The following is a 26,821-nucleotide window of genomic DNA, read 5'->3' on the forward strand; positions in this document are numbered from 1 at the left end:
TACGCGCTGCCCACGAGGGTCACTCGGCGAGCGGTCAGTGCGCGAAGTGCCGGGCGCCGGTGAGGTACAGCGTGACACCGGCTTTGGCGGCGGCCGCGGTGACTTCGTCGTCGCGCACCGATCCGCCCGGGTGCACGACGGCCTTGACGCCCGCGGCGGTCAACGTCTCGAGTCCGTCCGGGAACGGGAAGAACGCATCGGAGGCGGCGACCGCACCGTTGACCCGGTCACCGCCTCTCTCGACGGCCAGCCGGGCGGCGTCGACCCGGTTCACCTGTCCCATGCCGACACCGATCGTGGCGCCGCCCGCGACGATGACGATCGCGTTGGACTTCACCGCGCGGCAGGCGCGCCACGCGAACACCAGGTCGGTGAGGGTGGACGGGTCGGCGGGTTCGCCAGTGGCCAGCGTCCAGTTGTTCGGGTCGTCGCCGGGCGCGTCGAGTTGGTCGCGCTGCTGGATCAGTAGTCCGCCGCTGATCGGGCGCAGCTCGTGGCCGCCGCCGAGTGGCTCGGAGGCCAGCAGCACCCGGATGTTCTTCTTGCGCGTCAACACGTCAATCGCGCCCGGCTCGTACGCGGGCGCCACGATCACCTCGGTGAAGATGGTGCTGACGTACTCCGCCATCTCGACGCTGACTTCGGTGTTGGCCGCGATCACGCCGCCGAATGCGCTGAGCGGGTCACAGTCGTGGGCCTTGCGGTGCGCGTCGGCGACCGAGATGTCCGAGATCGCGATGCCGCACGGGTTGGCGTGCTTGATGATCGCCACGCAGGTCTGCTCGTGGTCGAAGGCTGCCCGCCACGCCGCGTCCGCATCGGTGAAGTTGTTGTAGGACATCTCTTTTCCGTGCAGCTGCTCGGCCTGCGCCAGACCCGGCCAGGCGCCGGGGTCGAGGTAGAGGGCGGCCTGCTGGTGCGGGTTCTCGCCGTAGCGCAGGGTGGCCTGGCGGCGCCAGTTCCTGGCAAAGAAGTGCGGGAATTCCTGCGCGGGTTCTTCGGGCGCGAGCGTGGACTGCATCCAGGTCGCGACGGCGATGTCGTATTCGGCGGTGTGCTGGAATGCCAAGGAGGCCAGCTTCTTCCGCTCGGCAAGGGTGAATCCGCCGTGCCGCACCGCGGCCAGCACTCCGTCGTACCCGCGGGGATCGGTGACGACGGCGACACTCGGATGGTTCTTGGCCGCGGCGCGCACCATCGACGGGCCGCCGATGTCGATCTGCTCGACGCACTCGTCGGGGCTGGCACCGGATTCGACAGTCTCGGCGAACGGGTAGAGGTTGACCACGACGAGTTCGAACGCCGCGACGCCGAGTTTTTCCAGCGACGCGCGGTGTTCGGGCTTGCGCAGGTCGGCCAGCAGTCCGGCGTGCACCTTGGGGTGCAGGGTCTTGACGCGTCCGTCGAGCACCTCGGGGAAACCGGTGAGTTCCTCGACGCGGGTGACCGGAATCGCTTTGTCGGCAATGGTCTTCGCGGTCGATCCGGTCGAGACGATCTCGACGCCGGCGGCGGCGAGGCCCTGGGCGAGTTCGACCAGGCCGGTCTTGTCGTACACGCTGATCAACGCGCGACGGATCGGCTTCTTGTCGATGTTCATCCCAGGGTCGCCTTTCGCTCTGTCACCGTCACGCCGCGGGTCGCGATCGCGGCCACCACATCCACCAGGAGTTGGCGTTCCACGACCTTGATGCGTTCATGCAGGGTCTCTTCGTTGTCGCCATCACGCACCTCGACGGGCTGCTGGGCCAGTATCGGACCAGTGTCCACGCCGGCATCCACCAGGTGCACCGTACAGCCGGTGACTTTCACGCCGTAGGCCAGTGCGTCGCGGACGCCGTGTGCGCCGGGAAAGGCGGGCAGCAGCGCCGGGTGGGTGTTCAGGATGCGGCCGTTGAATCGCGAAAGAAACTGCGGGCCAAGGATTCTCATGAAACCGGCGGACACCACCAGGTCCGGTTGGTGGGCGGCGGTGGCCTCGGTGATGGCGGCGTCCCAGTCGTCGCGGGTCGGGTGCTCGCCGACACGGACGGCGAAAGCGGGGATATTCGCTTCGGCGGCGATCTGCGTGGCCCGGCAGTCACGATCGACGCCGACGGCCACGACCCGGGCCGGATAATCGCCTTGCGCCGCGGCCAGCAGGGAGTTGAGCAGCGATCCGGTGCCCGAGGCCAGCACTACCAGCCGCGCCGGTGCACTCGGGGGTACACGGAGCGGTTCCTGCACACGGTGAGCCTAGTCGGGCGACGATGCCGGCCGAGGAGCGGCCGGAGGAGGAGCCGACAAGTTGAGCCTAGTCGGTCGCTTGCATCGAAATTGCGCCCACGGCTGTTCCGTCGCGCTGATCGCAACCCTCACCGCAAACTCGGGGCGCGCGTGGCGAGGAACTAGTCCTCGTCTGGCTTCTGGGGCCGATCGGCAGCCCGCTCGTCGGGCATCGCGACTTCCTCGACGTCCACGCCTTCGTCGACGTCCCGTACTTCGTCGTCCAGAACGTCGTCGCCCAGAGCGTCGTCGTCCAGAGCGTCGTCGAAAACCCCCACCAACGGCTCGTCGTCTTGCACGACAGGCTCTGGCGCAACAGGCCGTTTGACCCGCTGCCGGCGCGGCCGCCGCCGGATACCTCCGGTCATCACCACGGTGATGGCGCCGACCACGGTGAACCAGAACAGCACGCCGAGAAACATGGCCCCCCGGTCGACGCCGACGTCGCCGAAGTTGCCCAGTTTGCCCCCTCCGCCGTATCCCAGCAGCGTCATCATCGCGGCCGCCAACACTGCCGCAACCAGCAGCTTGGCGACGGCGGGGATCAGCGGCAGCGCACGCCGGGCGCACTGCTGACCGACGGCCACGCCGGACGCCGCGCCGATGATCAGCAGCGCAACCCACACCGCTCCGAGCGGCGGCGTGGGCGCCGCGGCCAGGATCGGCAGCGCCGGCACGTCGCCGCCGAACACGGTGAACGAGCTGAACGTCGCGAACCCGATATGGGCGCTGGACCCGACGGCGACGGCCGAGGCACCCACGATGACGTTCGGCGCGTACAACACCGACAGTGCGGTGAGGTTGAACTGTCCCCAGATCGAGTCGGTGATCGCGTACAGGTCTTGCATGGTCGACCAATGCACCACGAGCGACCCCGCCGTCACCACGCCGGAAAGCCCGAGCAGGGCCAGAACTCCGGCGCAGGCGGCGCGGAGTGAATCACCCAGCCAGTTGGGCAGCGGAGAAGCAGCCAGCGCGCGTCGTCCCGCCCGTGACGAGACCCCGATCGCGGCCCCGATGGCATGCACCACCAGCACGCTGGTGAACGCCCGCAACGCACTGGGCGTCTGCAACTCGGTCAGCACCGACGATGCATCGTGAATGACGGCCAGCGCGATGGCGGCTATCAACAGTGGACCGCCCAGCGCCGACGCGATGACCCAGCGGATCACCAGCCAGGACGAGTACGGCGAGGTAGCGCGCGCCGTGGTGCGGGCGGTGCCCCACACCATCAACAGGACCGGCAGCAGCGGCATGACGCCCAGTTCCCGACCGCCAATGGAGACGGGCACCTGGTGCACGCCCAGCCACATGCTCGCGATAGCGCCCAGGGCACCGGTCATGTCGCTGTTGGCGATCAACAACTCCAGCAGCGTGACGGCCGCAATGATGACCAGCGCTACTACCGCGGGGGCGAAAGCCACCCTGACCAGGTCGCGGGCCTGGCGAGCGCCCGTTTCTCCGTTTCTTGCCGACACCCTTTTCACTCTTGGTGGGTCACTCTTGGTGGGTCACTCTTGGTGGGTCACTCTTGGTGGGTCACTCTTCGCGCGCGAGCCTGACTAGGCGCGAGAGCGCGCGATTAGACCGGCGCCGAACCAGGCGACTGCTGCTGGCCCTGGCCGTAGTTCGACTGCTGGCCGCCACCGGCGGCGTTGCCGTAATTGACGGGCGCGGACCCACCCTGCGATCCGGTGCCCGCACTGACCGGCGGCGGCGGGCTGAAGCTCGGGAAGCCGGTGGGCGGGGTGTTGGTGGGACCCTGCTGTTGCTGGGGCACCTGCTGCGTGGGCTGCGCCGCGAATCCCCCGGACTGCGGGTTGGGGTTCGACGAGTAGCCGCCGCCGTATTGCGAGCCATACCCGGACTGGCCCGGGTTCTGCGCGGGCTGCTGTGCACCCGGCTGACCGTAGTACCCGCCCGGCTGGCCGCCGTACTGGCCGTACTGGCCGTACTGCCCGTAGCCACCGCCGAACGGGTCGTACTTGGGGCGCGGGGTCGGCGCGGTGATCACGCCCGACTCCAGCAGCAGCGCGCCGACCGCGGCAACGGCCTGGAACACGATGCACACCAGCACGATCCACAACGCCCAGCCGGTGGAGAACGAACTCGGCTTGTTGAAGGTCGCGGCGATGATCAGCAACACTCCCAGCACCGAGAGCACGGCGACGATCGGCACGTAGCTCTTCGCCTTCGGCAGTAGCGCGACACCGGCCAGCAGCGCGGCAAGCAAGGCGACGGCAACCGACAAGCCGGTGTCACCGGACACCTCGGCGCCGGACCCGCTGATTTCGGAGCTGTAGGTGAACATCGGGCCGAAGCTGAAGAAGTACGCCAGCAGACCCAGGGCCGCTACCGCGATCGCCAGGTAAAGCCCCAGCTTGCTTTCGCCGGGCTCGGCCGGGGCCGCAGCCGGGGCGGCGGCGCCGTAGGAGCCGGACGGCTGCTGCCCGGATGGATATCCGGGACTACCGGGCGGGTAGGTCATGAGTCCTCCTGTTGCTTCCGGTGCCGTCACGGCCCCTCTGCTGCGGTGCGACGCGGTGCCGCGTGCGACGCATTCGATCAACCACGCTAGCGCACCTGTAAGAACTAATGCCCGCCGCCGCAGGGGGCCGCCTGCGGCCAAAAGTAGAACACGTTCTAAATTGGGGCATGGACTACGGCCTCGTTCTGTTCACCAGCGATCGCGGCATCTCTCCGGCGGCCGCCGCGAAACTCGCCGACACACATGGTTTTCACACGTTTTACGTGCCTGAACACACTCACATCCCGATCAAGCGCGAGGCGGCGCATCCCACCACCGGTGACGAGACGCTGCCCGACGACCGCTACATGCGGACGCTGGATCCCTGGGTGAGCCTGGGCGCGGCGTGCGCCGTGACCTCGCGGGTCCGGCTGTCGACGGCGGTGGCGCTGCCGGTCGAACACGACCCGATCACACTGGCGAAAAGTATCGCCACGCTGGACCACCTGTCCGGCGGGCGGGTCAGCCTCGGCGTCGGGTTCGGCTGGAACACCGACGAACTGGCGGACCACAACGTGCCGCCCGGTCGTCGTCGCACCATGCTGCGTGAGTACCTCGAGGCGATGCGGGCGCTGTGGACGCAGGAAGAAGCCGAGTACGACGGCGAGTTCGTGAAGTTCGGCCCGAGCTGGGCGTGGCCCAAGCCGGTGCAGCCGCACATTCCCGTCCTGGTCGGTGCCGCCGGCAACGAGAAGAACTTCAAGTGGATCGCGCGCAGCGCCGACGGCTGGATCACCACGCCGCGCGACTTCGACATCGACGAGCCGGTGAAGCTGCTGCAGGACACCTGGGCCGCGGCCGGCCGCGACGGTGCCCCGCAGATCGTGGCGCTGGACTTCAAGCCGGACGGTGAGAAGTTGGCGCGCTGGGCAGATCTCGGTGTAACCGAGGTGCTGTTCGGGCTGCCGGACAGCGACGAGGACAAGGTGGCCGCGTACGTGGAGCGGCTGGCCGGCAAGCTGGCGTCGTTCGCTTAGGCGGGGTGGGCACGCCGCGCGTGCGCTTACCCCTGCGCCGAAACTGACATCTGGGCGACGGTCCCCGGCGTGTCGTGTACGGGGTTGCAGTGTCGATGTTGCCGCTTGGGGTCAGGCCAACGTGCAGCGGTTGCCGTAATCGAAGGGGCGTACCCGCACCGGCTGCCCGAGCGGGTCCCCGTCGACCAGTAGAGACACCAGGTCGTCGTCCTCGGTGGTGGCCAGGAAACGGCGGTCATCGGCGGTGAGCCGGCCGATGATGACGCCGGTGGGACGGCCGTTGTCGCGGCGCACCGTGTAGGTCTCGATGGTGGCCGGGCCGTCGGGGGTTTCGGTGACCGGCACGGTGGGGCCGCTGTTGACCTGTGCCTGCAATTCAGCGCTGCGGTCGCCCTTCCACTGCGCGGGCGCGGTGGAGTAGATCCCGACCGAGTACTTGCTCTGAATGCCGCCGTTGGCCCCGACGAGCCCGAATTGCCCTGGGGCGTCTCGCATTCGGTTGATCGTCTCGGCGATGCCGTGCATCGAGTAGTTGTTGCCGGCACCGCCGAAGAACGGCAACCCGCCGGTCAGGGTCAGGCCGCGCGGATCGTCGGGCGCGATGCCCAGCCCGTCGCAGATGTTGAACACCGGCACCGGGAAGCAGCTGTACAGATCGAAGGTGGAGACATCGTCGACGCCGATGCCGGCCACGTCCAGCGCTTCGCGGGCGGCCATGACCGCCGACGGCGCATGTCCGAGGTCGGGCCGGTCCATGAATGCCTGTGCTTCCAGGTCGGCATGGCCGCGCAGATACACCCACCGGTCCTCGGGCACGCCCAGTCGCCGTGCGGCCCGCACCGACATCAGCAACGCCGCCGCGCCCTGGTTCACCTGATCGCGGGCCACCAGCAGCCGTGGGTAGGGCTCGGCGATCATCCGGTTGCTCTCGGTGACCGTGACCAGTTCGTCGACCGTCCGCTCCACCGGCGCCGCGGAGAAGGGGTTGCCGGCCGCAACCTTGCTGAACGGCGCGAAGAGTTCGGCCATCCGCCGCAGGTATTCGGCCGGTCCCAGGCCGGTCGCCGCGCGCCGGGCATTCTCCATCAGGGCGTACTGCGTCGGGGCATCCACCAGCCCGTGAATCACCGTGTAGCGCGATATGTATTTCTCGATGCCGGGTCCGCGGTCTTCCAGGTCGCCGTCGACGGTCTCGCTGAAGTCCGGCTTGTCGTCGCGCCCCGCGAAATACCGCAGGGTGGACGTGGCGTCGGAGCCGAAGACCAGCGCGACCTCCGAACGCCCGGCGGCGATCTCCCCGGCCAGCTCGGTGATCAGGTGCTGGGGCCCCTGACCGCCGACGATCTCCAGGATGGCGCGTCGTGGTTCGGCGCCGATGCGCTTGGCGACCGAGCGCGGGTAGTTGTTGGAGCGGCCCAGCGGCGCGTTGGCCACCGGCCCGGAGATTTCGAACTGCCGCAGCGCTGCGATCGTGTCGACTTCGGCGGCGACCGCGGTGGCGCCGCAGTCGTCCAGCGCGGCCTGGGCCGCGGCGGCAGCCAGCTCGACGGGTGACATCGCCCGGTAACCGGGGTCGTCGATACGCTCGGCGGCCTGTCCGACACCCACGATCACTGGCGTTCGCGGATCAAGATTCATAGTCTTACTATCTACCGGACTCGCCCCTGGATGCGGTCAGCGGGTCCTGCGAAACCGGCTCGCCCGCGGTGGCGTCGCGCTACGCTGGGCACCTCCCGATCACGCGCCCTACCAGGGGCGCAGACCCCTTCTCGGGGAGGTGACCAGATGTCATTTGTCACCACGGTGCCTGACTTCGTCATGGCGGCCGCCGCCGATCTGGCCGATATCGGCTCGACGATCAGTCAGGCCAACGCGCTGGCTCTGACCCCGACCTCGGCGGTGTTAGCCGCCGGCGCGGACGAAGTGTCGGCGGCCATCGCCGCATTGTTCGGGGCCCATGCCCAGTCCTACCAGTCGTTCAGCACGGCCGCGGTGGCATTTCACAACCAGTTCGTGCAGCTCATGGGCGTAAGCGCGGCGCAGTACACCGCCGCTGAGGCCGCCGCTGCTTCGCCGCTGCAGCTGGTCGAGCAGCAGATTCTCGGCGTGATCAACGCGCCGTTCCAGGCGGCGCTCGGCCGCCCGCTGATCGGCAACGGGGCCAACGCCGCACCGGCGAGCGGCGCCGACGGCGGGGACGGCGGCCTGTTGTGGGGCAACGGTGGTGCCGGTGGGAGCGGCTCGACGTTCCGTAATGGCGGAAAAGGCGGTGCGGCCGGCCTTTTCGGCAACGGCGGGCTTGGCGGCAATGGCGGAGACGGCGGTAACGGCGGCAATGGCGGCGCGGGCGGGCTGATCATCGGCGCCGGCGGTGCCGGCGGGGTCGGCGGCGGGTCCGCCGCCGGCGGTTTAGCCGGCGGCCAGGGTGGTGCCGGTGGAGCTGCCGGATTGTTCGGCGTCGGCGGCGCCGGTGGCACCGGCGGGACGGGGCAAGTTGCTATCGGAGGCATCGGAGGCACCGGCGGCGCGGGCGGCGCCGGTGGCACGTTGTTCGGCGCGGGTGGCAGCGGAGGCACCGGCGGAAGCGGTGGAGTCGTTGTGGGAGCCGCTGGCGCCGGCGGCGCGGGCGGCAATGCCGGTCTCACCGGTTTCGGGGGCGCGGGCGGGGCCGGTGGTTTCGGACTCGTGGGCAACGGCGGCGCCGGCGGTAACGGCGGCAACGGCGGCGCCCTGCTGGGCATCGGTGGCCACGGCGGCGACGGTGGCTCCACCCCGATCGCGAGCGCCGGCCTCCGCGCCGGCAACGGCGGCGCGGGCGGCAACGGCGGTTTCGTCATTGGCATGGGCGGCGCCGGTGGAGCCGGCGGCATCAGCGACGCCGGCGGAACGGGCGGGAACGGCGGCGCCGGCGCCCTCTTGTCCGGCTCGGGCGGAGCAGGCGGCGGCGGTGGTTATGGCAACACCTTTGGGGGAGCCGGTGGCAACGGCGGTGACGGCGGGATTCTCGCCGGCGACGGCGGCGACGCCGGTGCCGGTGGCAGGAAGGCCGCTCCCGCCGGGGTCTACGGGGCGGGAGGCACCGGCGGCTCCGCCAAGGTGATCGGCAACGGGGGCAATGGCGGCAACGCGGGTGGCACCGGCGGTGTCGCCGGACAAGGCGGCACGGCCGGACTGCTCCTCGGCGCCGATGGGCTGCCCGGCCGCAACTGAACTACGAAAACAGGCGCCAAACCACAGGCTCACAGAAGTAACGGAGGCGGCCAAATGTCATTTCTCACCACGGTGCCCGATACGGTCGCGGCGGCCGCGTCAGATATCGAGTCCATCGGCGCGGTTGTCAGCCGGGCCAACTCCGCCGCCCTGCCGCAGACCGCCGGCCTCGTGGCCGCCGGCGCCGACGAGGTTTCGGCGGCCGTCGCCTCTCTGTTCGCGCAATACGGTCTGGGATACCAAGCACTGAGCGAGCAGGCGAGCGCATTCCATAGTCGGTTCGTCCAACTCCTGAGCGCGAGCGCAGGGCAGTACGCCCTAGCCGAGGCGGCCGCCGCCACACCGCTGCAGAGCTTGGAGCAGCAGATACTCGACGTGATCAACACACCGACCCAGTTGTTGCTGGGACGGCCGCTGATCGGCAACGGCGCCAACGGCGCGCCGGGCGCCGACGGCCAGGCCGGCGGACTACTGGTCGGCAACGGTGGTGCCGGCGGGGCGGGCACCACCGCGCATCCCGGCGGCGGGAACGGCGGCGCCGCAGGATTGTTCGGCAACGGCGGCGCCGGCGGACCCGGCCGGGCGAACAGCGTCAGGGCCCCCGGCGGCAACGGCGGGGCCGGCGGGCTTCTCGTCGGTAACGGCGGCGCCGGCGGCACCGGCGGGTCCGGCGTCGGCGGCATCGGCGGCACCGGGGGGGCGGCAGGGCTGTTCGGCACGGGCGGCGTCGGTGGTGTAGGCGGTGCCGCAACGCTCGGCGCCGACGGTGGTGCGGGCGGTGCAGGTGGTGCAGGAGGACTGTTTGGCACCGGCGGGGCCGGGGGGCGCGGTGGTACGACGTTCAACGCTTTGGGCGGCAACGCCGGCACTGCCGGCGCCGGTGGCGCAGGCGGCGCAGGCGGAATCGTGCTCGGAGCCGGTGGAGCCGGCGGTGCCGGTGGGGACGCGACTGCGGTGGTTCCGGCTACCGGCACGGGTGGCGCTGGCGGAATCGGCGGTCACGGAGGATTCCTCAACGGCGCCGGCGGCGCTGGCGGCAGCGGCGGATTAGGCATCACCGCTAGTGGGTCCGGTGGTGCTGGCGGAGCCGGCGGCACGCTGACCGGTTCTGGTGGCACCGGTGGGATCGGCGGACTCGGGGCGGCCGGCGGTGCGGGCGGTGACGCGGGCCTGCTGATTGGCGACGGCGGCGCCGGCGGGTCGGGAGGATCCGCCCCGAATACCGGTGGGGCCGGCGGCAAAGGCGGACGTGCCGCACTCCTGATCGGTTTCGGCGGAAACGGCGGCAATGGCGGGGGCGGCACCACCAGCGGACCCGGTGGCCAGGGCGGCGACGGCGGACAGCTGATCGGCGTGCCCGGCGCTCCGGGCCTCCCCTGACCTGCGCGAGCAGGCGCAAACGCCCCTCATTTCGGCGCGAAATGGGGGCGTTTGCGTCTGCTGGCGCTACAGGGTCTTGAGGATCTCCCGGGCCAGGGCCGCGGTCTCGGACGGCGTCTTGCCGACCTGAACACCGGCAGCCTCCAGCGCCTCCTTCTTGGCGGCCGCGGTGCCCGACGAGCCGGACACGATGGCGCCCGCGTGACCCATCGTCTTGCCTTCCGGCGCAGTGAATCCCGCGACGTAGCCGACGACCGGCTTGGTCACGTTAGCCTTGATGAAGTCGGCCGCGCGCTCCTCGGCGTCTCCACCAATCTCGCCGATCATCACGATGAGCTTGGTGTCGGGGTCCTTCTCGAACGCCTCGATGGCGTCGATGTGCGTGGTGCCGATGACCGGGTCGCCGCCGATGCCGATCGAGGTGGTGAACCCGAAATCACGCAGCTCGTACATCATCTGGTAGGTCAGCGTGCCGGACTTGGACACCAGCCCGACCGGCCCCGGTCCGCTGATGTTGGCCGGGGTGATGCCGACCAGCGACTGTCCGGGGCTGATGATGCCCGGGCAGTTGGGTCCGATGATGCGGGTCTTCTGACCCTTCTCGACGTTGTACGCCCACGCATACGCGCTGTCCTGCACCGGAATTCCCTCGGTGATGACCACCAGCAGCGGAATCTCCGAGTCGATGGCCTCGATCATCGCGTCCTTGGCGAACACCGGCGGCACGAAGATGATCGACACGTCGGCGCCGGTCTTCTCGATCGCCTCCACCACGCTGCCGAACACCGGCAACTCGATCGGGTTGCCGTCGACGTCCTTGTGCGCGACGGTGGTGCCCGCCTTACGGGCGTTGACACCGCCGACGATCTGGGTGCCGGCCGCCAGCATGCGCGCGGTGTGCTTGGTGGCCTCGGCGCCGGTGATGCCCTGGACGACGACCTTGTTCGCTGAGTTCAGAAAGATAGCCATTGTTCGTCGTCCTCTCAGGCGCTCGCCAGCTCGGCGGCTTTGTCTGCACCGGCGTCCATGGTCTCGGCCTGGATCACCAACGGGTGGTTGGCGTCGGCCAGGATGCGCCGACCCTCCTCCACGTTGTTTCCGTCCAACCGGACCACCAATGGCTTGTTGGCCTCGTCGCCCAGGATTTCCAGGGCCTTGACGATCCCGGCCGCCACCGCGTCGCACGACGTGATGCCGCCGAAGACGTTGACGAACACGCTCTTGACTTCCGGGTCGCCCAGAATCACGTCCAGGCCGGCCGCCATGATCTCGGCCGACGCGCCGCCACCGATGTCCAGGAAGTTGGCCGGCTTCACGCCGCCGTGCTTCTCGCCGGCATAGGCGACCACGTCCAGCGTCGACATCACCAGGCCCGCACCGTTGCCGATAATTCCGACCTCGCCGCTGAGCTTGACGTAGTTGAGGTCGTGTTCTTTGGCCTTGAGCTCCAGCGGGTCGGTCGACGCGCGGTCCTCGAACTCGGCGTGACCGGGCTGGCGGAAGTCGGCGTTGGCGTCCAGGGTGACCTTGCCGTCCAGCGCCAGGATCTTGTCGTCCGGGGTGCGGACCAGCGGGTTGACTTCGACCAGCGTGGCGTCCTCGCCGACGAACACCCCCCACAGCTTTTCGATCGTGACGGCGGCGGCGTCGAGCACGTCGGCCGGCAGGTGGCCCTGTTCGGCGATGGATCGCGCGAAGTCCAGGTCGACGCCCTTGACGGCGTTCACCGGCACCTTGGCCAGCCGGTCGGGCTTGGTGGCGGCGACCTCTTCGATCTCCATGCCGCCCTCCACCGAGCACATCGCCAGGTACGTGCGGTTGGCGCGGTCGAGCAGGAACGAGAGGTAGTACTCCTCGGCGATGTCACTGGCCTCGGCGACAAGCAGCTTCTTCACGATGTGGCCCTTGATGTCCAGGCCCAAAATGTTCTTGGCGTGCTCGTAGGCTTCGTCGGCGTTCGCGGCGTATTTCACGCCGCCGGCCTTGCCCCGGCCGCCGGTCTTGACCTGGGCCTTGACCATCACCGGCGCGCCGATCTCCTCCGCGATGGCCTTCGCGCCTTCAGCGGTGTCGGTCACCCGGCCCTGCGTGCCGGGTACGCCGTGCTTGGCGAACAATTCCTTAGCTTGGTACTCGAACAGATCCATGGGGCGTCACTGCCTTTGCTCGGCTTGATTGCTAGGCCAACTAGGGTGGCTTTACCGGTACTAGGCCAGTACTCGGCAACACGCACGGAGGAACTGTATCCACCCCGAAAATCGGCCCCACCGCCGCATCCCACCGCTGTGGCACACGTCACGTATCGATCAGGTCGGTGAAACGTGACCCAAGTCACAAAAACCGCTGGATTTGATACTGAGGTTGCCAGCCGCCTACCTTTGCGGATACCTTCTCAAGGTCCAGATAACGTTATGGTCACGATCCGAGGACATTTCAGGTTGTCCCAGCACCTATTCACCCGCTCCGCGGCCGCATCGGCGGCTCGCGCGCCCCGGGACCGGTGGCTGCAGCATCACCGCAACGAAGTCACCGAAATCATCCCGCTCGACGGATTCGACGAGGTAGACGACTTAGAGCTCGCCGATCTGGACGACCTCGATTTCGGCGATTCCGCCTTCGTGGACGACCAGCTGCTGACCGCCCCTGAGCTCGATGACCTCAACGACACCGACGACCTGACCCCGTTGTGGCTGACCGCTCCGGTCACCGAAGTGCTGCCCCGGGTGGTCACCGTCGACTCGATCCACGCGCGCACCACAGCACACACCACGAACGTCACGCCGGTCCCGCGTCGCGGGGGCAGCCACCGCAAGCAGCCGACCAGCGCCGCCAAGGGACGTCTGCTGATCGGCGCGATGGCCGCCGGGGCGGCGGCCGCGGCCACCCACACCGCGGTCAGCCAGTCCGACAACAACACCAAGATCGAGACGGTCCTGACCGCCAACGCCTCGACCCTCACCGGCGGCTCCGGGCAATCCGGCTCCAACACGCCGCGCGGCGTGCAGGTGATCGCCGCCCAGCCCGCCAATGCGGCGTTGCACAACGAAGAACTCGCCCGCGGCGTGGCCTTCGCGCAGGAGCGCGCCCAGCGCGAGGCACGCCTGCAGCAGCCGCTGTACGTCATGCCGACCAAGGGCATTTACACCTCGAACTTCGGCTACCGCTGGGGCGTCCTGCACGCCGGCATCGACCTGGCCAACGCGATCGGGACCCCGATCTACGCGGTGTCCGACGGTGTCGTCATCGCCGCGGGACCCACCGCCGGCTACGGAGCATGGGTCAAGCTGCTGCATGCTGACGGCACTGTCACGCTGTACGGCCACGTGAACACCACCCTGGTCAACGTCGGCGAGCGCGTGATGGCGGGCGACCAGATCGCCACCATCGGCAACCGCGGCAACTCGACCGGCCCGCACCTGCACTTCGAGGTACAGCTGAACGGCAGCGACCGGATCGACCCCGTGCCCTGGCTGGCGCAACGGGGACTGTACGTCGGCAACTACGCCGGCTGACCGGTGACCGGGCCGAACGACCCTCCCCCGAGTGACCCTCCCCCGAGCGACAACCCGCCCGAGCCAACTGAGTCCCGGACCCGCATCATCCGGCGGGCGCCGACCGGTCCGCTGCCCCCGATAGTCGCCCAGCCGACCACCCAAATCCCGCGCGGCGCAGCACCTTTCGACGCTTCAATGCGCGGCGGCATGCCGCCGCTGCCCGCTGTGCTGCGGCACGAGCCGAGCCCCCGCACGGCGATAGCCGCCAGTGCCGTGAGCATCGTCAGCGGATGGGCTACCTCGGTGGTGACCACCGACCTGATCGCCGGCTGGTGGCAGACCGGCCGGCTGTTCTGCATCGCCGTCGGATTCCTGGCGCTGGTCTTCGCGCTCACCACGGTCTCGGGCGTCATCATGCTGCTGTTGCGCCGCCCGTTCGCGCGCTACCTGATCGTGGCCGGCGGTGTCGTGGCGCTGCTGACCTACCTCGGGGTGTTCATCGCGGGTGCGCGCGTGGGGTGGATCGTGCACACGCTGCCGCTGCTGCCGGTCGCGAGCGTGGTGCTGGCGATGCTGCCGGCCACCAGGCGCTGGGCCGAATAGCGCGCGCCGAACATTGCCGCCAGCGACGAATAACGCGCGCCGACTAACGCCACCCGCCGAACAGCGCGCCGACTAACGCCACCCGCCGAACGTAAACTGAGGGCGGCTTTTTGGCGATTTTCTCGCCCTGCGCGCACGCTCGGCGACAGGCGCTCAGAGCTTGCTGATCGGCGCGTGGTTATGCATCAGCTTGACCCGCCCCGCGCTGCCGAAGTCGATCAGCGACATCGCCGACTCACCGACGCCGGAGACCTCCTCGACCCGCCCCAGCCCGTACTTGTCGTGCGTCACCCGGTCACCGGGCTCCAGCACCACCAGTGGCCGCTTGCCCGCCCCGGAACGGGTCGGCGCCGACCGGGGGGTACCGAAGCGCCCGGCACCGCTCACCGGCGCACTGAATGACGGCTTGGGCGCCACCCGACGCCACTCGATGAGTTGTTGCGGAATCTCGCGCAGGAAGCGCGATTCCGGGTTCAGCATGGGCTGCCCCCACGATGACCGGACGATCGCCCGGCTCACGTACAGCCGTTGCCGGGCCCGGGTGATTCCGACATAAGCCAGACGCCGTTCCTCGGACAGTTCCATCGGATCGTCCAGCGCCCGCATGTGCGGGAACATGCCGTCTTCCCAGCCCGTCACGAACACCACCGGGAACTCCAGCCCCTTGGCGGTGTGCAGGGTCATCAGGGTGACCATTCCGGCGCCGTGCTCCGGGATCTCGTCGGAATCGGCGACCAGCGACACCCGCTCCAGAAAAGCCGCCAGCACACCGGTGTCCGGGACGTCCTCGTCCTCCGGCGCGTCTTCGGCCAGAGCGGCCGCGTTGGCCAGATCGGTGCTGAATTCGTGTGCGACGCTGACCAATTCGTTGAGGTTGTCCAGCCGGGCCAGCTCCTGCGGATCGGTCGACGATTCCAGCTCGCGGCGATATCCGGTTCGCTCCAGCACCGCCTCGACCAGCTCGCCGAGGTCATCGTCGAGGTGCCCCCGCAGCTCGTCGAGCAGTTCGACGAAGCCGGCAATGCACTTCTCCGCGCGGGTATTGAGCATCGGCACCTTGCCCTCGGCGGCTGCCTGCAGGGCGTCGGCGAAGCTGGCGCCGGTGTTCTCGGCGTACACCGCGACACACGCCTCGGCGCGATCGCCGATGCCGCGACGCGGGGTGTTGAGGATGCGCCGCATACTCACCGCGTCACCGGGGTTGTCCAGCACCCGCAGGTAGGCCACGATGTCGCGGATCTCCTTGCGCTCGTAAAAGCGCACTCCCCCAACGACTTTGTAGGGGATGCCGGCGCGGATGAAGACCTCTTCCAGCGAGCGCGACGAGTTGTTGGTGCGGTAGAAGACGGCGACGTCGTTGTAGGTGATGTCGCCGCGGTCGGCCAGCGCGTCGATCTCGTCGGCCACGAACCTGGCCTCGTCGTGCTCGTTGTCGGCGACGTACCCGACGATCAGTTCGCCTTCGCCGGCGTCGGTCCACAGCCGCTTCTCCCGCCGCCCGGCGTTGCGGGCGATCACCGAGTTGGCCGCCGAGAGGATGTTCTGCGTCGAGCGGTAATTCTGTTCCAGCAGAATCGTTGTGGCGTTCGGGTAGTCGCGCTCGAAGTCTTCGATGTTGCGGATGGTCGCGCCACGGAAGGCGTAGATGGACTGGTCGGCGTCACCGACCACGCACAGTTCGGCCGGCGGCACCTCGTCGGAACCGGTGGGTTCATTCGGCGGTCCCAGCTTCACCTCGCCTCCGCCGGCCCCCGGCCCGACTCCGTCGAGCCTCGCTGAACCGCCGTGCCCGACCAACTCGCGCACCAGCATGTACTGGGCGTGGTTGGTGTCCTGGTACTCGTCGACCAACACATGGCGGAACCGCCGCCGGTAGTACTGGGCGATGTCCGGGAAGGTCTGCAGCACCGCCACGGTCTCGCCGATCAGGTCGTCGAAGTCGAGCGCGTTGGCCGCCCGCAGCCGGCGCTGGTATTCGCCGAAGACGGACGCGACGGTACGGGCCAGGTCGTCGGATTCGTCGGTGAGGTTGGACACCGCCTGATGCGGGTCGATCAGCTCGTTCTTCAGATTCGAAATGGCGTTGGCCAGCAGTCGCGGCGAGTACCGCTTGATGTCCAGACCCATGTCGCGGCCGATCATCTGCAGCAGGCGCCGCGAGTCGTCGGCGTCGTAGATGGAGAAGTTGGAGTTGAGTCCCTCGATCAGCGATGCCTGGTTGCGCAGGATCCGCACGCAGGACGAGTGGAAGGTCGACACCCACATGTACCGGGCGCGGTCACCGACGAGATTCACCACCCGCTCCCGCATCTCGGCGGCGGCCTTGTTGGTGAAGGTGATGGCCAGGATCTGACCGACGCTGACGCCGCGTTCGGCGATCAGGTAGGCGATGCGGCGCGTCAGCACCGCGGTCTTACCGGAACCTGCGCCCGCGACGATCAACAGCGGCGAGCCTTCATGCACCACCGCCTGGCGCTGTTGCGGGTTGAGTCCGTCCAGGAGTTCGTCGACCGCGCTGGGACGTGGGTACTTGGCTTGGGTTACGTGCACACTCATGTCGGTCCAAACTTACCGCCGCCGGCTGACAGCCGGCCGGTCGCCGTGCGGCAGTTACAGCTCGAATCCCGACTGGTTCACACCCGTGTGGTTGCTGCCCGAGCTCTTGCTACCCGAGTTGCCCCAGCCGGAGTTCAGCGTCCCGGCCTGGCTGAAGCCCGAATTGTCGCTGCCGGTGTTCATGAAGCCGACGTTGCCGGTGATCCCGCCGTTGGCATAGCCGACGGAGAAGTTGGCCGTATTGGATATGCCGATGCTTGTGTTACCGGAATTGAAGAAGCCGGTGTTGCGGGTATTCGTGTTCTGGAAACCGGTCTGGAAATTGCCGATATTTCCGTAGCCCTCGCTGCCGTCGCCGGTGTTCTCGAAGCCGGAGGTGCCGTTGCCGTGGTTGTTGAATCCCGACGTCCCGGTGCCGGTGTTCCCGAAGCCTGAGCTGGACAGCCCGGTGTTGATCGCACTTCCGAAGCCGGTGTTGACGAAGCCGGCGTTGCCCGCGCCGGTGTTGACGTTTCCGGAATTCCAGAAGCCGGTGTTGGTGTTCCCGGAATTCCAGAAGCCGGTATTGCCGACCCCCGAGTTGCCATAACCCACGCTGCTGGCACCGGAGTTGCCGAAGCCGACGGTTCCGCTGGCACCGGAATTGAAGGCTCCCACCGCCTGGCCGCCGCCGTTGCCGACGCCCATGTTGTTGCTGCCGGCGTTCCAGAAACCCACGTTGCCGTTGCCCGAATTGCCGAAGCCCACGTTTGTGTTCGTCGTGTTCGAGAACCCGGTGTTGATGTTTCCTGAATTCCAGAAGCCGGTGTTGGTGTTACCGGTATTGGCGAACCCGCTGTTGAAGTTGCCGGAATTACCGATGCCCCAGTTTCCGTCGCCCGAGTTGAAGAACCCGACATTGTTGTTGCCCGAGTTGAACAAGCCGAGGTTGCCGACACCGCCGTTCAGCCCGTTGAGGTTGATGCCGAACTGGTTGTCGCCGGTGAGCCCGATGCCGAAATTGTTGTTGCCGTGGTTTCCGAAGCCGAGGTTGTTGTTGCCCAGGTTGCCGAAACCGATGTTGAAGCTGCCCTTGTTGCCGACGCCGACGTTGGTGCTGCCGAGGTTGCCGTTGCCGAGGTTGGCGCTGCCGCGGTTGCCGAAGCCGTAGTTTCCGGTCCCGGCATTGCCGCTGCCGACGTTGAGGTTGCCGGTGTTGCCGTTGCCGATGTTGCCGCTGCCGCTGTTCCCGCTTCCGATGTTGCCGCCCGCGGTGGCCTGCGAGTTTCCGAAGCCGATGTTGCCGTTGCCCCGGTTGCCGCCACCGAGGTTCCTGGTCCCGGTGTTGCCGCTGCCCAGGTTGAAGCTGCCGATGTTGCCGTCGCCGAAGTTCAGGATTCCGTTGAGGTTGCCGCTGCCGATGTTGAGGTTGCCCTTGTTGCCACCGCCCAGGTTGACGTTGCCGGTGTTGCCGCTACCGAGGTTGACGCTGCCGATGTTGCCCAGGCCCAGGTTGCCGGCGCCGATGTTGCTGACGGCGGAGAACAGTCGTGGCAGGAGTTGGTCCCAGGACGGCAGCGCCTCGGCCACGGCGGACGCGCCGGTGAAGTAGCCCACCATCGCCGCGACATCCTGGGCCCACATCTCCTCGTACACGGCTTCAGTGGCCGCGATCGCGGGGGCATTCTGGCCGAACAGGTTCGACAGCACCAATTGCACGATCTGAGAACGGTTGGCGGATATAACGATTGGCGCGATGGTGGCCGACTGCGCGGCCTCGAACACGCCGGCAATCGTCCGGGCGTGCCCGGCCGCGTCGGCGGCCTGCGCCGCCGCCACGCTGAGCCAATTCGCATAGGGTGCGGCCGCGGCCGTCATCGCCGCCGCCGCCGGACCCTGCCACGCCTGCCCGGCCAGTCCCGTGGTCACCGAGCCGAACGATGATGCTGCCGTGCTGAGTTCTGCGGCCAGGCCCTCCCAGGCCGTCGCCGCCTCGAGCATCGGAACCGGCCCTGCACCACTGAACATCAGCAGCGAGTTGATCTCTGGCGGCAACATCAGAAACTTCATCACAACCCTTCCGATCGACCCCTACTACGGCGAGTAGAGAGCCTACGGCCACGCGGGTGCCGCTTCCGGTATTTCCGGCGATTCAGTTCGCTTGCCGCACAACAGCGCAGGCTCGGCCGGCTGACACCGGGCCCGCCTTCAGGGAGGTTGCTGTCCGGTGACTTCGTGACGCGGATTTTTGCACCTATCAGCCACTTGGTGGCAGACTCGGTGCGTGCTCAACACGCAGCCCCGATTTTTTTACGGGTACCGGCCAGCGGTGCCCGTGGTCTAGCTGCTTTCGCAGAGCCCCGTGGTCCGCTTCCGGATTCGGGGCTCGTCTCTTGTGTGAGGCCCGAACCGGATGAGACCAGAACCACCACCTCACGAGAACGCGGAGATTGCAGAAATGAACACAGAGACTATCGGTGCCGATCAGCTCAGCATCGACGAGTTGCGCGCAGAGATCGACCGACTGGACGCCGAGATCCTGGCCGCCGTCAAACGACGCGCCGAAGTGTCTCAGGCGATCGGCAAAGTCCGGATGGCCTCCGGCGGCACCCGGCTGGTGCACAGCCGCGAGATGAAGGTCATCGAGCGCTACAGCGAACTGGGTCCCGAGGGTAAAGATCTGGCCATGCTGCTGTTGCGTCTGGGCCGGGGACGACTCGGCCACTAGACAGGTGCCGTCCGCGAGGCGGTTCACCAGCAGCCGAAGTACGAGTGGCGGCGGCCAGTTCTGCCGGCTCAGAGGCGGCACCTTGCGCTCGCACCACGACCGGCCACGGCTACCCGGCGTTAGGGTCGAAATATGACCTCCGAATCCATTCCCGACATCACCGGCACTTCGGCGTGGGACGCCCTGCGCAAGCATCACGATCAGATCGGAGCCACCCACCTTCGCGAGCTCTTCGCCAACGATCCCAAACGCGGCCGGGAGCTCACCCTTACCGTCGGCGACCTCTACATCGATTACAGCAAGCATCGCGTCACCCGTGAGACGTTGCGGCTGCTGATCGACCTGGCCCGTGCCGCCAAGCTGGAAGAACGCCGTGACGCCATGTTCTCCGGCGCTCACATCAACACCTCGGAAGACCGGGCGGTGCTGCACACCGCGCTACGACTCCCCCCCGACGCCGAGCTCGTAGTCGACGGACAAGACGTCGTCCGCGACGTCCACGAGGTGCTCGACGCCATGGGCAAATTCACCGACCGGCTGCGCAGCGGCGACTGGAAGGGCGCCACCGGCGAGCGCATCAAGACCGTGGTCAACATCGGGATCGGCGGGTCGGACCTCGGCCCGGTGATGGTGTACCAGGCGTTGCGCCACTACGCCGACGCGGGCATCTCCGCGCGTTTCGTCTCCAATGTGGACCCGGCCGACCTGGTCGCGACACTGGCCGATTTAGAGCCTGCCACAACACTTTTCGTCGTCGCGTCGAAGACGTTCTCCACGCTCGAGACGCTGACCAACGCGACCGCCGCGCGCCGCTGGCTGACCGACGCACTCGGTGACTCCGCGGTGTCCAAGCACTTCGTCGCCGTCTCCACCAACAAGCGACTGGTCGACGAATTCGGGATCAACACCGACAACATGTTCGGCTTCTGGGACTGGGTCGGCGGGCGTTACTCGGTGGACTCGGCGATCGGGCTCTCGGTGATGGCGGTCATCGGCCGGGAAGCGTTCGCGGACTTCCTCTCCGGCTTCCACATTGTCGACGAGCACTTCCGCACCGCCCCGCTGGAATCGAACGCGCCTGCGCTGCTTGGCCTTATCGGCCTGTGGTACAACAACTTCTTCGACGCCCAATCGCGCGCGGTGTTGCCGTACTCCAACGACCTGGCCCGCTTCGCCGCGTATCTCCAGCAGCTGACCATGGAGTCCAACGGCAAGTCGACCAGAGCCGACGGCACGCCGGTGACCACCGACACCGGCGAAATCTATTGGGGTGAACCGGGAACCAACGGCCAGCACGCGTTCTACCAGCTCCTGCATCAGGGCACCCGACTGATCCCGGCCGACTTCATCGGCTTCAGCCAGCCCCTCGACGATCTACCGACCGCCGAGGGCACCGGCAGCATGCACGACCTGCTGATGAGCAACTTCTTCGCCCAGACCCAGGTGCTGGCCTTCGGCAAGACCGCCGAGGAGATCGCCGACGAAGGCACGTCGGAAGATGTGGTGCCGCACAAGGTGATGCCCGGAAACCGGCCGTCCACTTCGATTTTGGCCACCCGGCTGACGCCGTCGGTGCTGGGACAACTGATCGCCCTCTACGAGCATCAGGTGTTCACCGAGGGCGTGGTGTGGGGTATCGACTCGTTCGACCAGTGGGGTGTGGAACTCGGCAAGACCCAGGCCAAAGCGCTGCTGCCGGTGATCACCAGTGACGCGGCGCCGGAGGAGCAGTCGGACAGCTCCACCGATGCGCTGGTGCGCCATTACCGCGCCGAGCGAGGCCGCGCCCAGTAACTCCACGGCACCGCGCCGTGCAAACCCCCTCGCCGAGTGTGGATTTCACGACGCGACACGCCGCGGCGGCGTCGTGAGGTTCGCACTCGAACGCGCGGACGGGCTCAGGCGAAACGCTTGGTCAGCGGCGGCGGCAGGACGCGCATGAGCTGAACCAGCGGCGCCCACGGCCACCACGGCACCGCGGCGCGTCCCGGTTCGCGCTCGATGGCGGCGACGAGCTTCTTGACGCCAGTTTCGTTGTCCACCATCAACATTGTGGTGCCCGACTTGGCTGTCATCTCCGACTCGATGTAACCCGGCTCCATCACCGAGACCTTGATGGGGCCTTTGGTGTATTCGGCGCGCAGCGATTCACCGAGCGAACTCACGCCGGCTTTGCTTGCGGCATAAGCGGCCTTGACGCCGGGAACGCCTTTGTTGCCGAGTACCGAGGAAATCAACACCAAGTGGCCGGATCCGCGCTGGTGGAACATCTCCAGCGCGGTTTCGATCTGGACCAGCGCCGCGATCAGGTTGGTCTCCAGGGTCGCCTTATTGGCCCACAACTTGCCCGAGCCCAGCCGCGCTCCCTTGCCGATGCCGGCGTTGACGATGATGCGGTCGATCCCGCCCAACTCGTCGCTCAACTCCGCGAACACCTTCGGCACCTGGTCGTGGTCGTTGACATCGAGCTGGGCCACCGCGATCTTGATCGACGGGTATTGTTGCGAGAGTTCGGCTTTCAGCTCATCGAGGCGGTCGGTGCGGCGGGCGCACAGCGCCAGGTCACGGCCCTGGGCGGCGAAGGCGCGGGCCATGCCGGCGCCCAGGCCGGAACTGGCTCCGGTGATGAGGATTTTCTGGCGGGTCACCCAGGCAGCATATCGATCACTTCAGCAGCCGCGACAAGCGCCGGTCGGCCAGCACCTTGCCGCCGGTCTGACACGTCGGGCAGTACTGAAAAGACTTGTCCGCGAACGACACTTCGCGCACGGTGTCCCCACACACCGGGCAGGGCAACCCGGTGCGGGCGTGTACCCGCAGCCCGGAGCGCTTTTCGCCTTTGAGCGTGGCGGCGCCCTGGCCGACGGATCGGCTAACCGCGTCGGTGAGCACGGAGATCATCGCGTCGTGCAGGGTGGTGAGCTGCTCCGCGGACAGTTTCGCGGCGGTGGCGAACGGCGACAGACGCGCGACGTGCAGAATCTCGTCGCTGTAAGCGTTGCCGATGCCGGCGATCACCTTCTGGTCGGTGATGACGGTCTTGATCCGCCCGGTGTTGCCGGCCAGTACCCGGGCCAGGTCGTCGGGTCCGAGCTCCAGCGCGTCGGGCCCCAGGGAGGCGATCTGCGGCACCTGCTGCGGGTCATTGACGAGCCAGACGGCCAGCCGCTTCTGGGTGCCGGCTTCGGTGAGGTCGAACCCCGGCGCTTCGCCGGGTGTGCCCAGATGCACGCGCAGCGCGATCGGCCCCTTGCCGGGTCGCAGCGGCGCCGCGGCCAGCTTGTCCGACCAGCGCAACCAGCCCGCGCGGGACAGGTGGGTGATCAGCCACAAATCGCCGGCCTGCAGGCCCAGGTACTTGCCCCACCGGTCGGCGCCGACGACGGTCTGGCCGTGCAGGGCGTTGATCGGCGGGTCGAAGGTTTTGAGCACCGACAGTGCGGCGACGTCGACGCGGCCGACGGTCAGGCCGACGGCGTGCCGGCGCAGGTGGTCGGCCAGCGCTTCGACCTCGGGGAGTTCGGGCACCCGTCCAGTCTGCCGGACGTGCCGCTACAGCGCGGCGCCCGGCGTGCCGGGACTTCCCGAGATCTGGCCTTTGGTGCCACCGGCGCCGGGAGTGCGGCCGTCGCCGCCGTCACCGCCGTTGCCGTACAGGGTGGCATTACCGCCAGTTCCCCCGTTGCCGTTGACGCCGGCGACCGGAGTCGGCAGGCCTGTCCCCTGGCCCGGCGGACCGCCGTAGCCGCCGTTGCCACCGGCGCCGCCGTTGCCGGTCAATCCCGCGGCGCCGCCGTTGCCGCCGGAGCCGCCCGCACCGCCATCACCGGCGACGTTGGACAACGCGGCAACGCCCATGTTCCCCCCGCGCCCGCCGTCGCCGCCGTGTCCGCCGGCACCGCCGTCGCCGAGGAAGAATCCGCCGCGACCGCCCGCACCGCCGAAGCCGCCGGCACCGCCGTCGCCGCCGTCGTAGTAGCGGGCGCTGCCGCCGAAGCCGCCCAGGCCGCCGTCGCCGCCGGCGCCACCCCTGCCGAACAACCCGGCGTCGCCCCCGGCACCTGCGGTGAGACCGGCCGAGCCGCCGTTGGCACCCTTGAACACCTGCGGCCCGCCGCCGACGAGCCCGCCACCGTCGCCGCTGTCGCCACCGCTGCCGCCGTTGCCGGACAGCCAACCGGCATGACCGCCGTCGCCACCCAGGCCGCCGCTACCGCCGGTGCCGACCAGGGCATCCGGGGCGGGGCTCGTAGTGCCCGTCGCCTGGCCCCCGCCGCCACCGGCCGCGCCGCTGCCACCATCGCCCAACAGCAAGCCACCGCGGCCGCCGAGCCCGCCATTGCCGCCGGCGCCGCCGTTGGCTCCCGGTCCGCCGGCGCCGCCGGAAATGACTCCGGCATTGCCGCCTACCCCGCCGATGCCGCCGGCCCCGCCGTTACCCCAGATCCAGCCGCCGGCGCCGCCGGCACCACCGTTGCCACCGGCCAGGCCCGCCGCCCCGGCGGCGCCGTTCGCTCCCGCCCCGCCGGCTCCCCCCGCGCCGCCGTTGCCGAAGAACCCGGCCGAGCCGCCGTTCCCGCCGGCCAGGCCGGCTGCTCCCGCCGCGCCGTTGCCGCCGTTGCCCCAGAGCAGGCCACCGTCCTGCCCGCTGGCGCCGGCTGTCGCGCCGTTTGCGCCGTCACCAATCAGTGGACGGTTCAACAGCGCCTGCGTGGGCGCGTTGATCGCGCCAAGCGCTTGTTGGGCGACGGTCTGCATCGCGTTCGAGGCTTCGGCGCCGGCGTATTGCGCGGCGCCTCCGCTCATCAGCGCGACGAATTGCTCGTGGAAGAGCGCCGCTTGGGCGCTCAGCGCCTGATACGCCTGGGCATGCCCGGCGAACAGGGCGGCGATCACGGCCGACACCTCGTCTCCGCCCGCGGCCACCACTGCCGAGGTGGGAAACGCAGCCGCCACGTTGGCCTGGCTGATCGCCGACCCGAGACTGGCCAGATCCGACGCGGCGGCGCTCACAAACTCCGGCGATGCGATCACAAAAGACACTGCCCGGCCCCCTAGGCTCACCACGCCTCCCCGGGCGGTACCCCCAATGCTACTGCGATCAAGATCACATTTTGCGGGTTTGGCGCGAGTCCTATTGAGACGGAATGAAGTTCAAGCCTGCTACGCGGGCCCGGGTGTGCCGTCCTGGCCGTATATCTTGCCGCCCGAGCCGCCACTGCCACCAGGCTGCCCGAACCTGCCGGCCCCGCCGTCACCACCGGCGCCGAACAGCCCGGCGTCACCGCCATCGCCACCGATACCGCTGGTGGGCTGGAAGACTGGTGCACCGGACGGCGAAAGTCCGGCGTTGCCGCCCCCGCCGCCGTTGCCGAACAGCAAGCCGCCACCGCCGCCCGCGCCACCGTTGCCGATCGCGACAACCAGCGCAGGGCTCGCGGTGGTTCCGGTGTTGCCGGCGTCGCCGCCGTGCCCGCCGGAGCCGATCAACCGGGCATCTCCGCCGAGACCACCGGCGCCGCCGACTCCGGTGAGGCCGTGACCGGCTGCGTCGGTTGCCACACCCGCGTTCCCGCCGTCGCCACCCCGCGCGCCAGCGCCGCCGGAACCCATCAAGCCCGAGTGGCCACCGTTACCCCCGGCGCCACCGGCGCCTCCGTTCCCGGCTACGGCTGCGGCAGCTCCGCCGACCCCGCCGTTGCCGCCGATTCCCCCGTTGCCGCCGTTACCCCAGAAAAAGCCACCGTTTCCGCCGTCGCCGCCGAGCCCCCCGTGACCGCCGTAGCCGCCGATGCCGGTGATCGGGGTGTTGGCGCTTTGGCCATCGCCACCGTAGCCACCGTTCCCACCGGCTCCGCCGTGACCGAACAGGCCGGCGTTGCCGCCGTTGCCGGCATGGACATCGAAGGCGAGCACGGTGTTTGCCGCGCCGTCGACGCCCGCGTCGATTGTGTTGGGGACGCTTTGGAAGGAACCACCGCGGCCGCTGTCGCCTCCGGCTCCGCCGTCGCCGGCGATCCATCCCCCGCGGCCGCCGTCGCCACCGGCGCCGGGCAGACCGCTCACGCCATCGCGCCGGACGTTCAGGTCTGCGGAGCCAGTGGCGTCCCCGCCATTCCCGCCGGTGCCGCCGGCTCCCCCTTTGCCGAAGAGTCCAGCCGCACCGCCGTTACCGCCGGCACCGGCCGAACCCGCGCTGGTGCCACCAGTCACCGCGTTCGGATTGCCGTTGCCACCGTTGCCGCCGATACCGCCGGCACCACCGTTGCCGTAGAGCCATCCGCCGTTTCCGCCGGCACCGCCGGAACCGCCCGGTTGGCCCGTCGAGGTGGCGGCACCGGGTGTTCCCTGCGCACCGGCACCACCGGCGCCGCCCCTGCCACCGTTGCCGAACAACCCCGCCGACCCGCCGTTGCCACCGTTGCCACCGGAGGAACCGGCGACTCCGGACGCACCGGCGGCCCCTGCCGCCCCGTTGCCGCCGTTGCCCCAGAGGATTCCACCGTCTTGACCGTTGGCGCCGGGAGTCAGGCCGTCGGCGCCGTTTCCTATCAGTGGGCGATTGAACAGCGCCAGTGTGGGCGCGTTAATGGCACCCAGTACATCGGTGGACGCCGCCTGCAACGCGTTGGCCGCCTCGGCGCCGGCGTATTGGGCTGCACCCCGACTCATCAATTCCACGAACTGCTGGTGGAACTGCGCCGCCTGGGCGCTGAGCGTCTGGTAACCCTGCGCATGCATGCCGAATATCGCCGCGATTGCCGCCGAAATTTCATCGGCCCCGGCCGCCAAGACCGCCGAGGTGGGAGCCGCCGCCGCTGCACTCGCGGCGTTGATCGATGAACCGATACTCGCCAGGTCCGTGGCCGCAGCAGCCACCCAGTCGGTTGACGCGTACACAAAGGACATGCGGCAAGACCCTCCCCCGAATTGAATTCAACCGAACACCGACGGATGCGCAGCGTAACGCGACACCGCAGGCGCCGAGCGGGTTTTAACGATTACGTCAACGTCCTCATACGAACCGGGTCAGCGGGATCCCACCGGTCCGCCGGCTGGGCAGGCCCAGAGGGACCGCGCACGCGGTTATCTATCGAGAAAA

General features: G+C 68.7%; 20 protein-coding genes and 1 pseudogene. 7 read left to right on the top strand and 14 right to left on the bottom strand.

Features of this window, described 5'->3' with window-relative positions:
* Positions 1–34: 34 nt before the first annotated feature.
* The 4 genes from purH to C0J29_RS25065 form a co-directional block, all read right to left on the bottom strand.
* Positions 35–1,600 (bottom strand): bifunctional phosphoribosylaminoimidazolecarboxamide formyltransferase/IMP cyclohydrolase, encoded by a 1,566-nt coding sequence (purH, locus tag C0J29_RS25045; protein ID WP_120793898.1) that lies wholly within the window; start codon positions 1,598–1,600, stop codon positions 35–37.
* A complete protein-coding gene (purN, locus tag C0J29_RS25050; protein ID WP_065165729.1) occupies positions 1,597–2,226 on the bottom strand; it encodes a phosphoribosylglycinamide formyltransferase in 630 nt (209 codons plus the stop codon). The genes purH and purN overlap by 4 nt, the downstream gene beginning before the upstream one ends.
* A gap of 161 nt (positions 2,227–2,387) precedes the next feature.
* On the bottom strand, positions 2,388–3,743 hold the full coding sequence (locus C0J29_RS25060; RefSeq protein WP_371872461.1) for a cell division protein PerM: 1,356 nt from the start codon (positions 3,741–3,743) through the stop codon (positions 2,388–2,390).
* A gap of 104 nt (positions 3,744–3,847) precedes the next feature.
* Positions 3,848–4,753: a DUF5336 domain-containing protein gene (locus tag C0J29_RS25065; protein WP_065165725.1), complete on the bottom strand. Its 906-nt coding sequence runs from the start codon at positions 4,751–4,753 to the stop codon at positions 3,848–3,850.
* Positions 4,754–4,920: 167 nt separating this feature from the next.
* Between C0J29_RS25065 and C0J29_RS25070 the strand changes: the two genes are divergently transcribed.
* Positions 4,921–5,769, top strand: a complete 849-nt coding sequence (locus C0J29_RS25070) for an LLM class F420-dependent oxidoreductase (protein WP_065165723.1) — start codon at positions 4,921–4,923, stop codon at positions 5,767–5,769.
* A gap of 111 nt (positions 5,770–5,880) precedes the next feature.
* Here C0J29_RS25070 and C0J29_RS25075 read toward each other — a convergent pair whose 3' ends face one another.
* Complete coding sequence (locus C0J29_RS25075) at positions 5,881–7,407, bottom strand: acetyl-CoA acetyltransferase (RefSeq protein ID WP_120793899.1); 1,527 nt, start codon at positions 7,405–7,407, stop codon at positions 5,881–5,883.
* A gap of 147 nt (positions 7,408–7,554) precedes the next feature.
* On the opposite strand from C0J29_RS25075, the gene C0J29_RS25080 reads away from it, so the two are divergent.
* Positions 7,555–8,979, top strand: coding sequence for a PE family protein (locus tag C0J29_RS25080; protein WP_120793900.1), 1,425 nt, complete (start codon positions 7,555–7,557; stop codon positions 8,977–8,979).
* Positions 8,980–9,033: 54 nt separating this feature from the next.
* Positions 9,034–10,359, top strand: a complete 1,326-nt coding sequence (locus C0J29_RS25085; protein WP_120793901.1) for a PE family protein — start codon at positions 9,034–9,036, stop codon at positions 10,357–10,359.
* A gap of 66 nt (positions 10,360–10,425) precedes the next feature.
* Here the strand turns inward: C0J29_RS25085 and sucD are convergent, their stop codons facing one another.
* Both sucD and sucC read right to left on the bottom strand, forming a co-directional pair.
* The gene (gene sucD, locus C0J29_RS25090; protein ID WP_065042968.1) at positions 10,426–11,328 is read right to left on the bottom strand and encodes a succinate--CoA ligase subunit alpha; all 903 of its coding nucleotides are present in this window, start codon (positions 11,326–11,328) and stop codon (positions 10,426–10,428) included.
* Positions 11,329–11,342: 14 nt separating this feature from the next.
* Positions 11,343–12,506 carry an ADP-forming succinate--CoA ligase subunit beta gene (sucC, locus tag C0J29_RS25095; protein WP_065042969.1) on the bottom strand — a complete coding sequence of 388 codons (1,164 nt, stop codon included), beginning with the start codon at positions 12,504–12,506 and terminating at the stop codon, positions 11,343–11,345.
* Between the two features lie 291 nt (positions 12,507–12,797).
* Between sucC and C0J29_RS25100 the strand changes: the two genes are divergently transcribed.
* Together C0J29_RS25100 and C0J29_RS33985 are read left to right on the top strand one after the other, a co-directional pair.
* A complete protein-coding gene (locus C0J29_RS25100; protein WP_240744059.1) occupies positions 12,798–13,871 on the top strand; it encodes a M23 family metallopeptidase in 1,074 nt (357 codons plus the stop codon).
* Positions 13,872–13,874: 3 nt separating this feature from the next.
* A complete protein-coding gene (locus tag C0J29_RS33985) occupies positions 13,875–14,456 on the top strand; it encodes a hypothetical protein (protein ID WP_174814867.1) in 582 nt (193 codons plus the stop codon).
* Between the two features lie 153 nt (positions 14,457–14,609).
* Here C0J29_RS33985 and pcrA read toward each other — a convergent pair whose 3' ends face one another.
* Both pcrA and C0J29_RS25115 read right to left on the bottom strand, forming a co-directional pair.
* Positions 14,610–17,012 (bottom strand): DNA helicase PcrA, encoded by a 2,403-nt coding sequence (pcrA, locus tag C0J29_RS25110; protein WP_120793903.1) that lies wholly within the window; start codon positions 17,010–17,012, stop codon positions 14,610–14,612.
* Between the two features lie 54 nt (positions 17,013–17,066).
* Entirely contained in the window at positions 17,067–19,061 is a 1,995-nt protein-coding gene (locus C0J29_RS25115; protein WP_065165702.1) for a PPE family protein, read from the bottom strand.
* Between the two features lie 343 nt (positions 19,062–19,404).
* On the opposite strand from C0J29_RS25115, the gene C0J29_RS25120 reads away from it, so the two are divergent.
* Positions 19,405–19,719 carry a chorismate mutase gene (locus C0J29_RS25120; RefSeq protein ID WP_120793904.1) on the top strand — a complete coding sequence of 105 codons (315 nt, stop codon included), beginning with the start codon at positions 19,405–19,407 and terminating at the stop codon, positions 19,717–19,719.
* Between the two features lie 132 nt (positions 19,720–19,851).
* Positions 19,852–21,513: a glucose-6-phosphate isomerase gene (pgi, locus tag C0J29_RS25125; RefSeq protein WP_120793905.1), complete on the top strand. Its 1,662-nt coding sequence runs from the start codon at positions 19,852–19,854 to the stop codon at positions 21,511–21,513.
* A gap of 104 nt (positions 21,514–21,617) precedes the next feature.
* On the opposite strand, the gene C0J29_RS25130 is transcribed toward pgi, so the two are convergent.
* The 5 genes and pseudogenes from C0J29_RS25130 to C0J29_RS25145 form a co-directional block, all read right to left on the bottom strand.
* Positions 21,618–22,367: an SDR family oxidoreductase gene (locus C0J29_RS25130; protein WP_120793906.1), complete on the bottom strand. Its 750-nt coding sequence runs from the start codon at positions 22,365–22,367 to the stop codon at positions 21,618–21,620.
* A 16-nt stretch (positions 22,368–22,383) separates the two neighbouring features.
* A complete protein-coding gene (locus tag C0J29_RS33990) occupies positions 22,384–22,851 on the bottom strand; it encodes a zinc finger domain-containing protein (RefSeq protein WP_231513292.1) in 468 nt (155 codons plus the stop codon).
* 153 nt (positions 22,852–23,004) lie between these two features.
* A pseudogene (locus C0J29_RS33995) lies at positions 23,005–23,247 on the bottom strand (DNA-formamidopyrimidine glycosylase family protein); the annotation flags it as partial.
* A gap of 24 nt (positions 23,248–23,271) precedes the next feature.
* The gene (locus tag C0J29_RS25140; RefSeq protein ID WP_120793908.1) at positions 23,272–24,762 is read right to left on the bottom strand and encodes a PE family protein; all 1,491 of its coding nucleotides are present in this window, start codon (positions 24,760–24,762) and stop codon (positions 23,272–23,274) included.
* 120 nt (positions 24,763–24,882) lie between these two features.
* On the bottom strand, positions 24,883–26,628 hold the full coding sequence (locus C0J29_RS25145; protein WP_120793909.1) for a PE family protein: 1,746 nt from the start codon (positions 26,626–26,628) through the stop codon (positions 24,883–24,885).
* Positions 26,629–26,821 lie beyond the last annotated feature (193 nt).

This window comes from Mycobacterium paragordonae (genome assembly GCF_003614435.1).
GTDB classification, from domain to species: domain Bacteria; phylum Actinomycetota; class Actinomycetes; order Mycobacteriales; family Mycobacteriaceae; genus Mycobacterium; species Mycobacterium paragordonae.

Coding starts and splice junctions, on each gene's coding strand:
- purH (WP_120793898.1), bottom strand. CDS start 1,600: ATGAACATCGACAAGAAGCCGATCCGTCGCGCGTTGATCAGCGTGTAC.
- C0J29_RS25065 (WP_065165725.1), bottom strand. CDS start 4,753: ATGACCTACCCGCCCGGTAGTCCCGGATATCCATCCGGGCAGCAGCCG.
- C0J29_RS25070 (WP_065165723.1), top strand. CDS start 4,921: ATGGACTACGGCCTCGTTCTGTTCACCAGCGATCGCGGCATCTCTCCG.
- C0J29_RS25075 (WP_120793899.1), bottom strand. CDS start 7,407: ATGAATCTTGATCCGCGAACGCCAGTGATCGTGGGTGTCGGACAGGCC.
- C0J29_RS25080 (WP_120793900.1), top strand. CDS start 7,555: ATGTCATTTGTCACCACGGTGCCTGACTTCGTCATGGCGGCCGCCGCC.
- C0J29_RS25085 (WP_120793901.1), top strand. CDS start 9,034: ATGTCATTTCTCACCACGGTGCCCGATACGGTCGCGGCGGCCGCGTCA.
- sucD (WP_065042968.1), bottom strand. CDS start 11,328: ATGGCTATCTTTCTGAACTCAGCGAACAAGGTCGTCGTCCAGGGCATC.
- sucC (WP_065042969.1), bottom strand. CDS start 12,506: ATGGATCTGTTCGAGTACCAAGCTAAGGAATTGTTCGCCAAGCACGGC.
- pcrA (WP_120793903.1), bottom strand. CDS start 17,012: ATGAGTGTGCACGTAACCCAAGCCAAGTACCCACGTCCCAGCGCGGTC.
- C0J29_RS25115 (WP_065165702.1), bottom strand. CDS start 19,061: ATGAAGTTTCTGATGTTGCCGCCAGAGATCAACTCGCTGCTGATGTTC.
- C0J29_RS25120 (WP_120793904.1), top strand. CDS start 19,405: ATGAGACCAGAACCACCACCTCACGAGAACGCGGAGATTGCAGAAATG.
- pgi (WP_120793905.1), top strand. CDS start 19,852: ATGACCTCCGAATCCATTCCCGACATCACCGGCACTTCGGCGTGGGAC.
- C0J29_RS25145 (WP_120793909.1), bottom strand. CDS start 26,628: ATGTCCTTTGTGTACGCGTCAACCGACTGGGTGGCTGCTGCGGCCACG.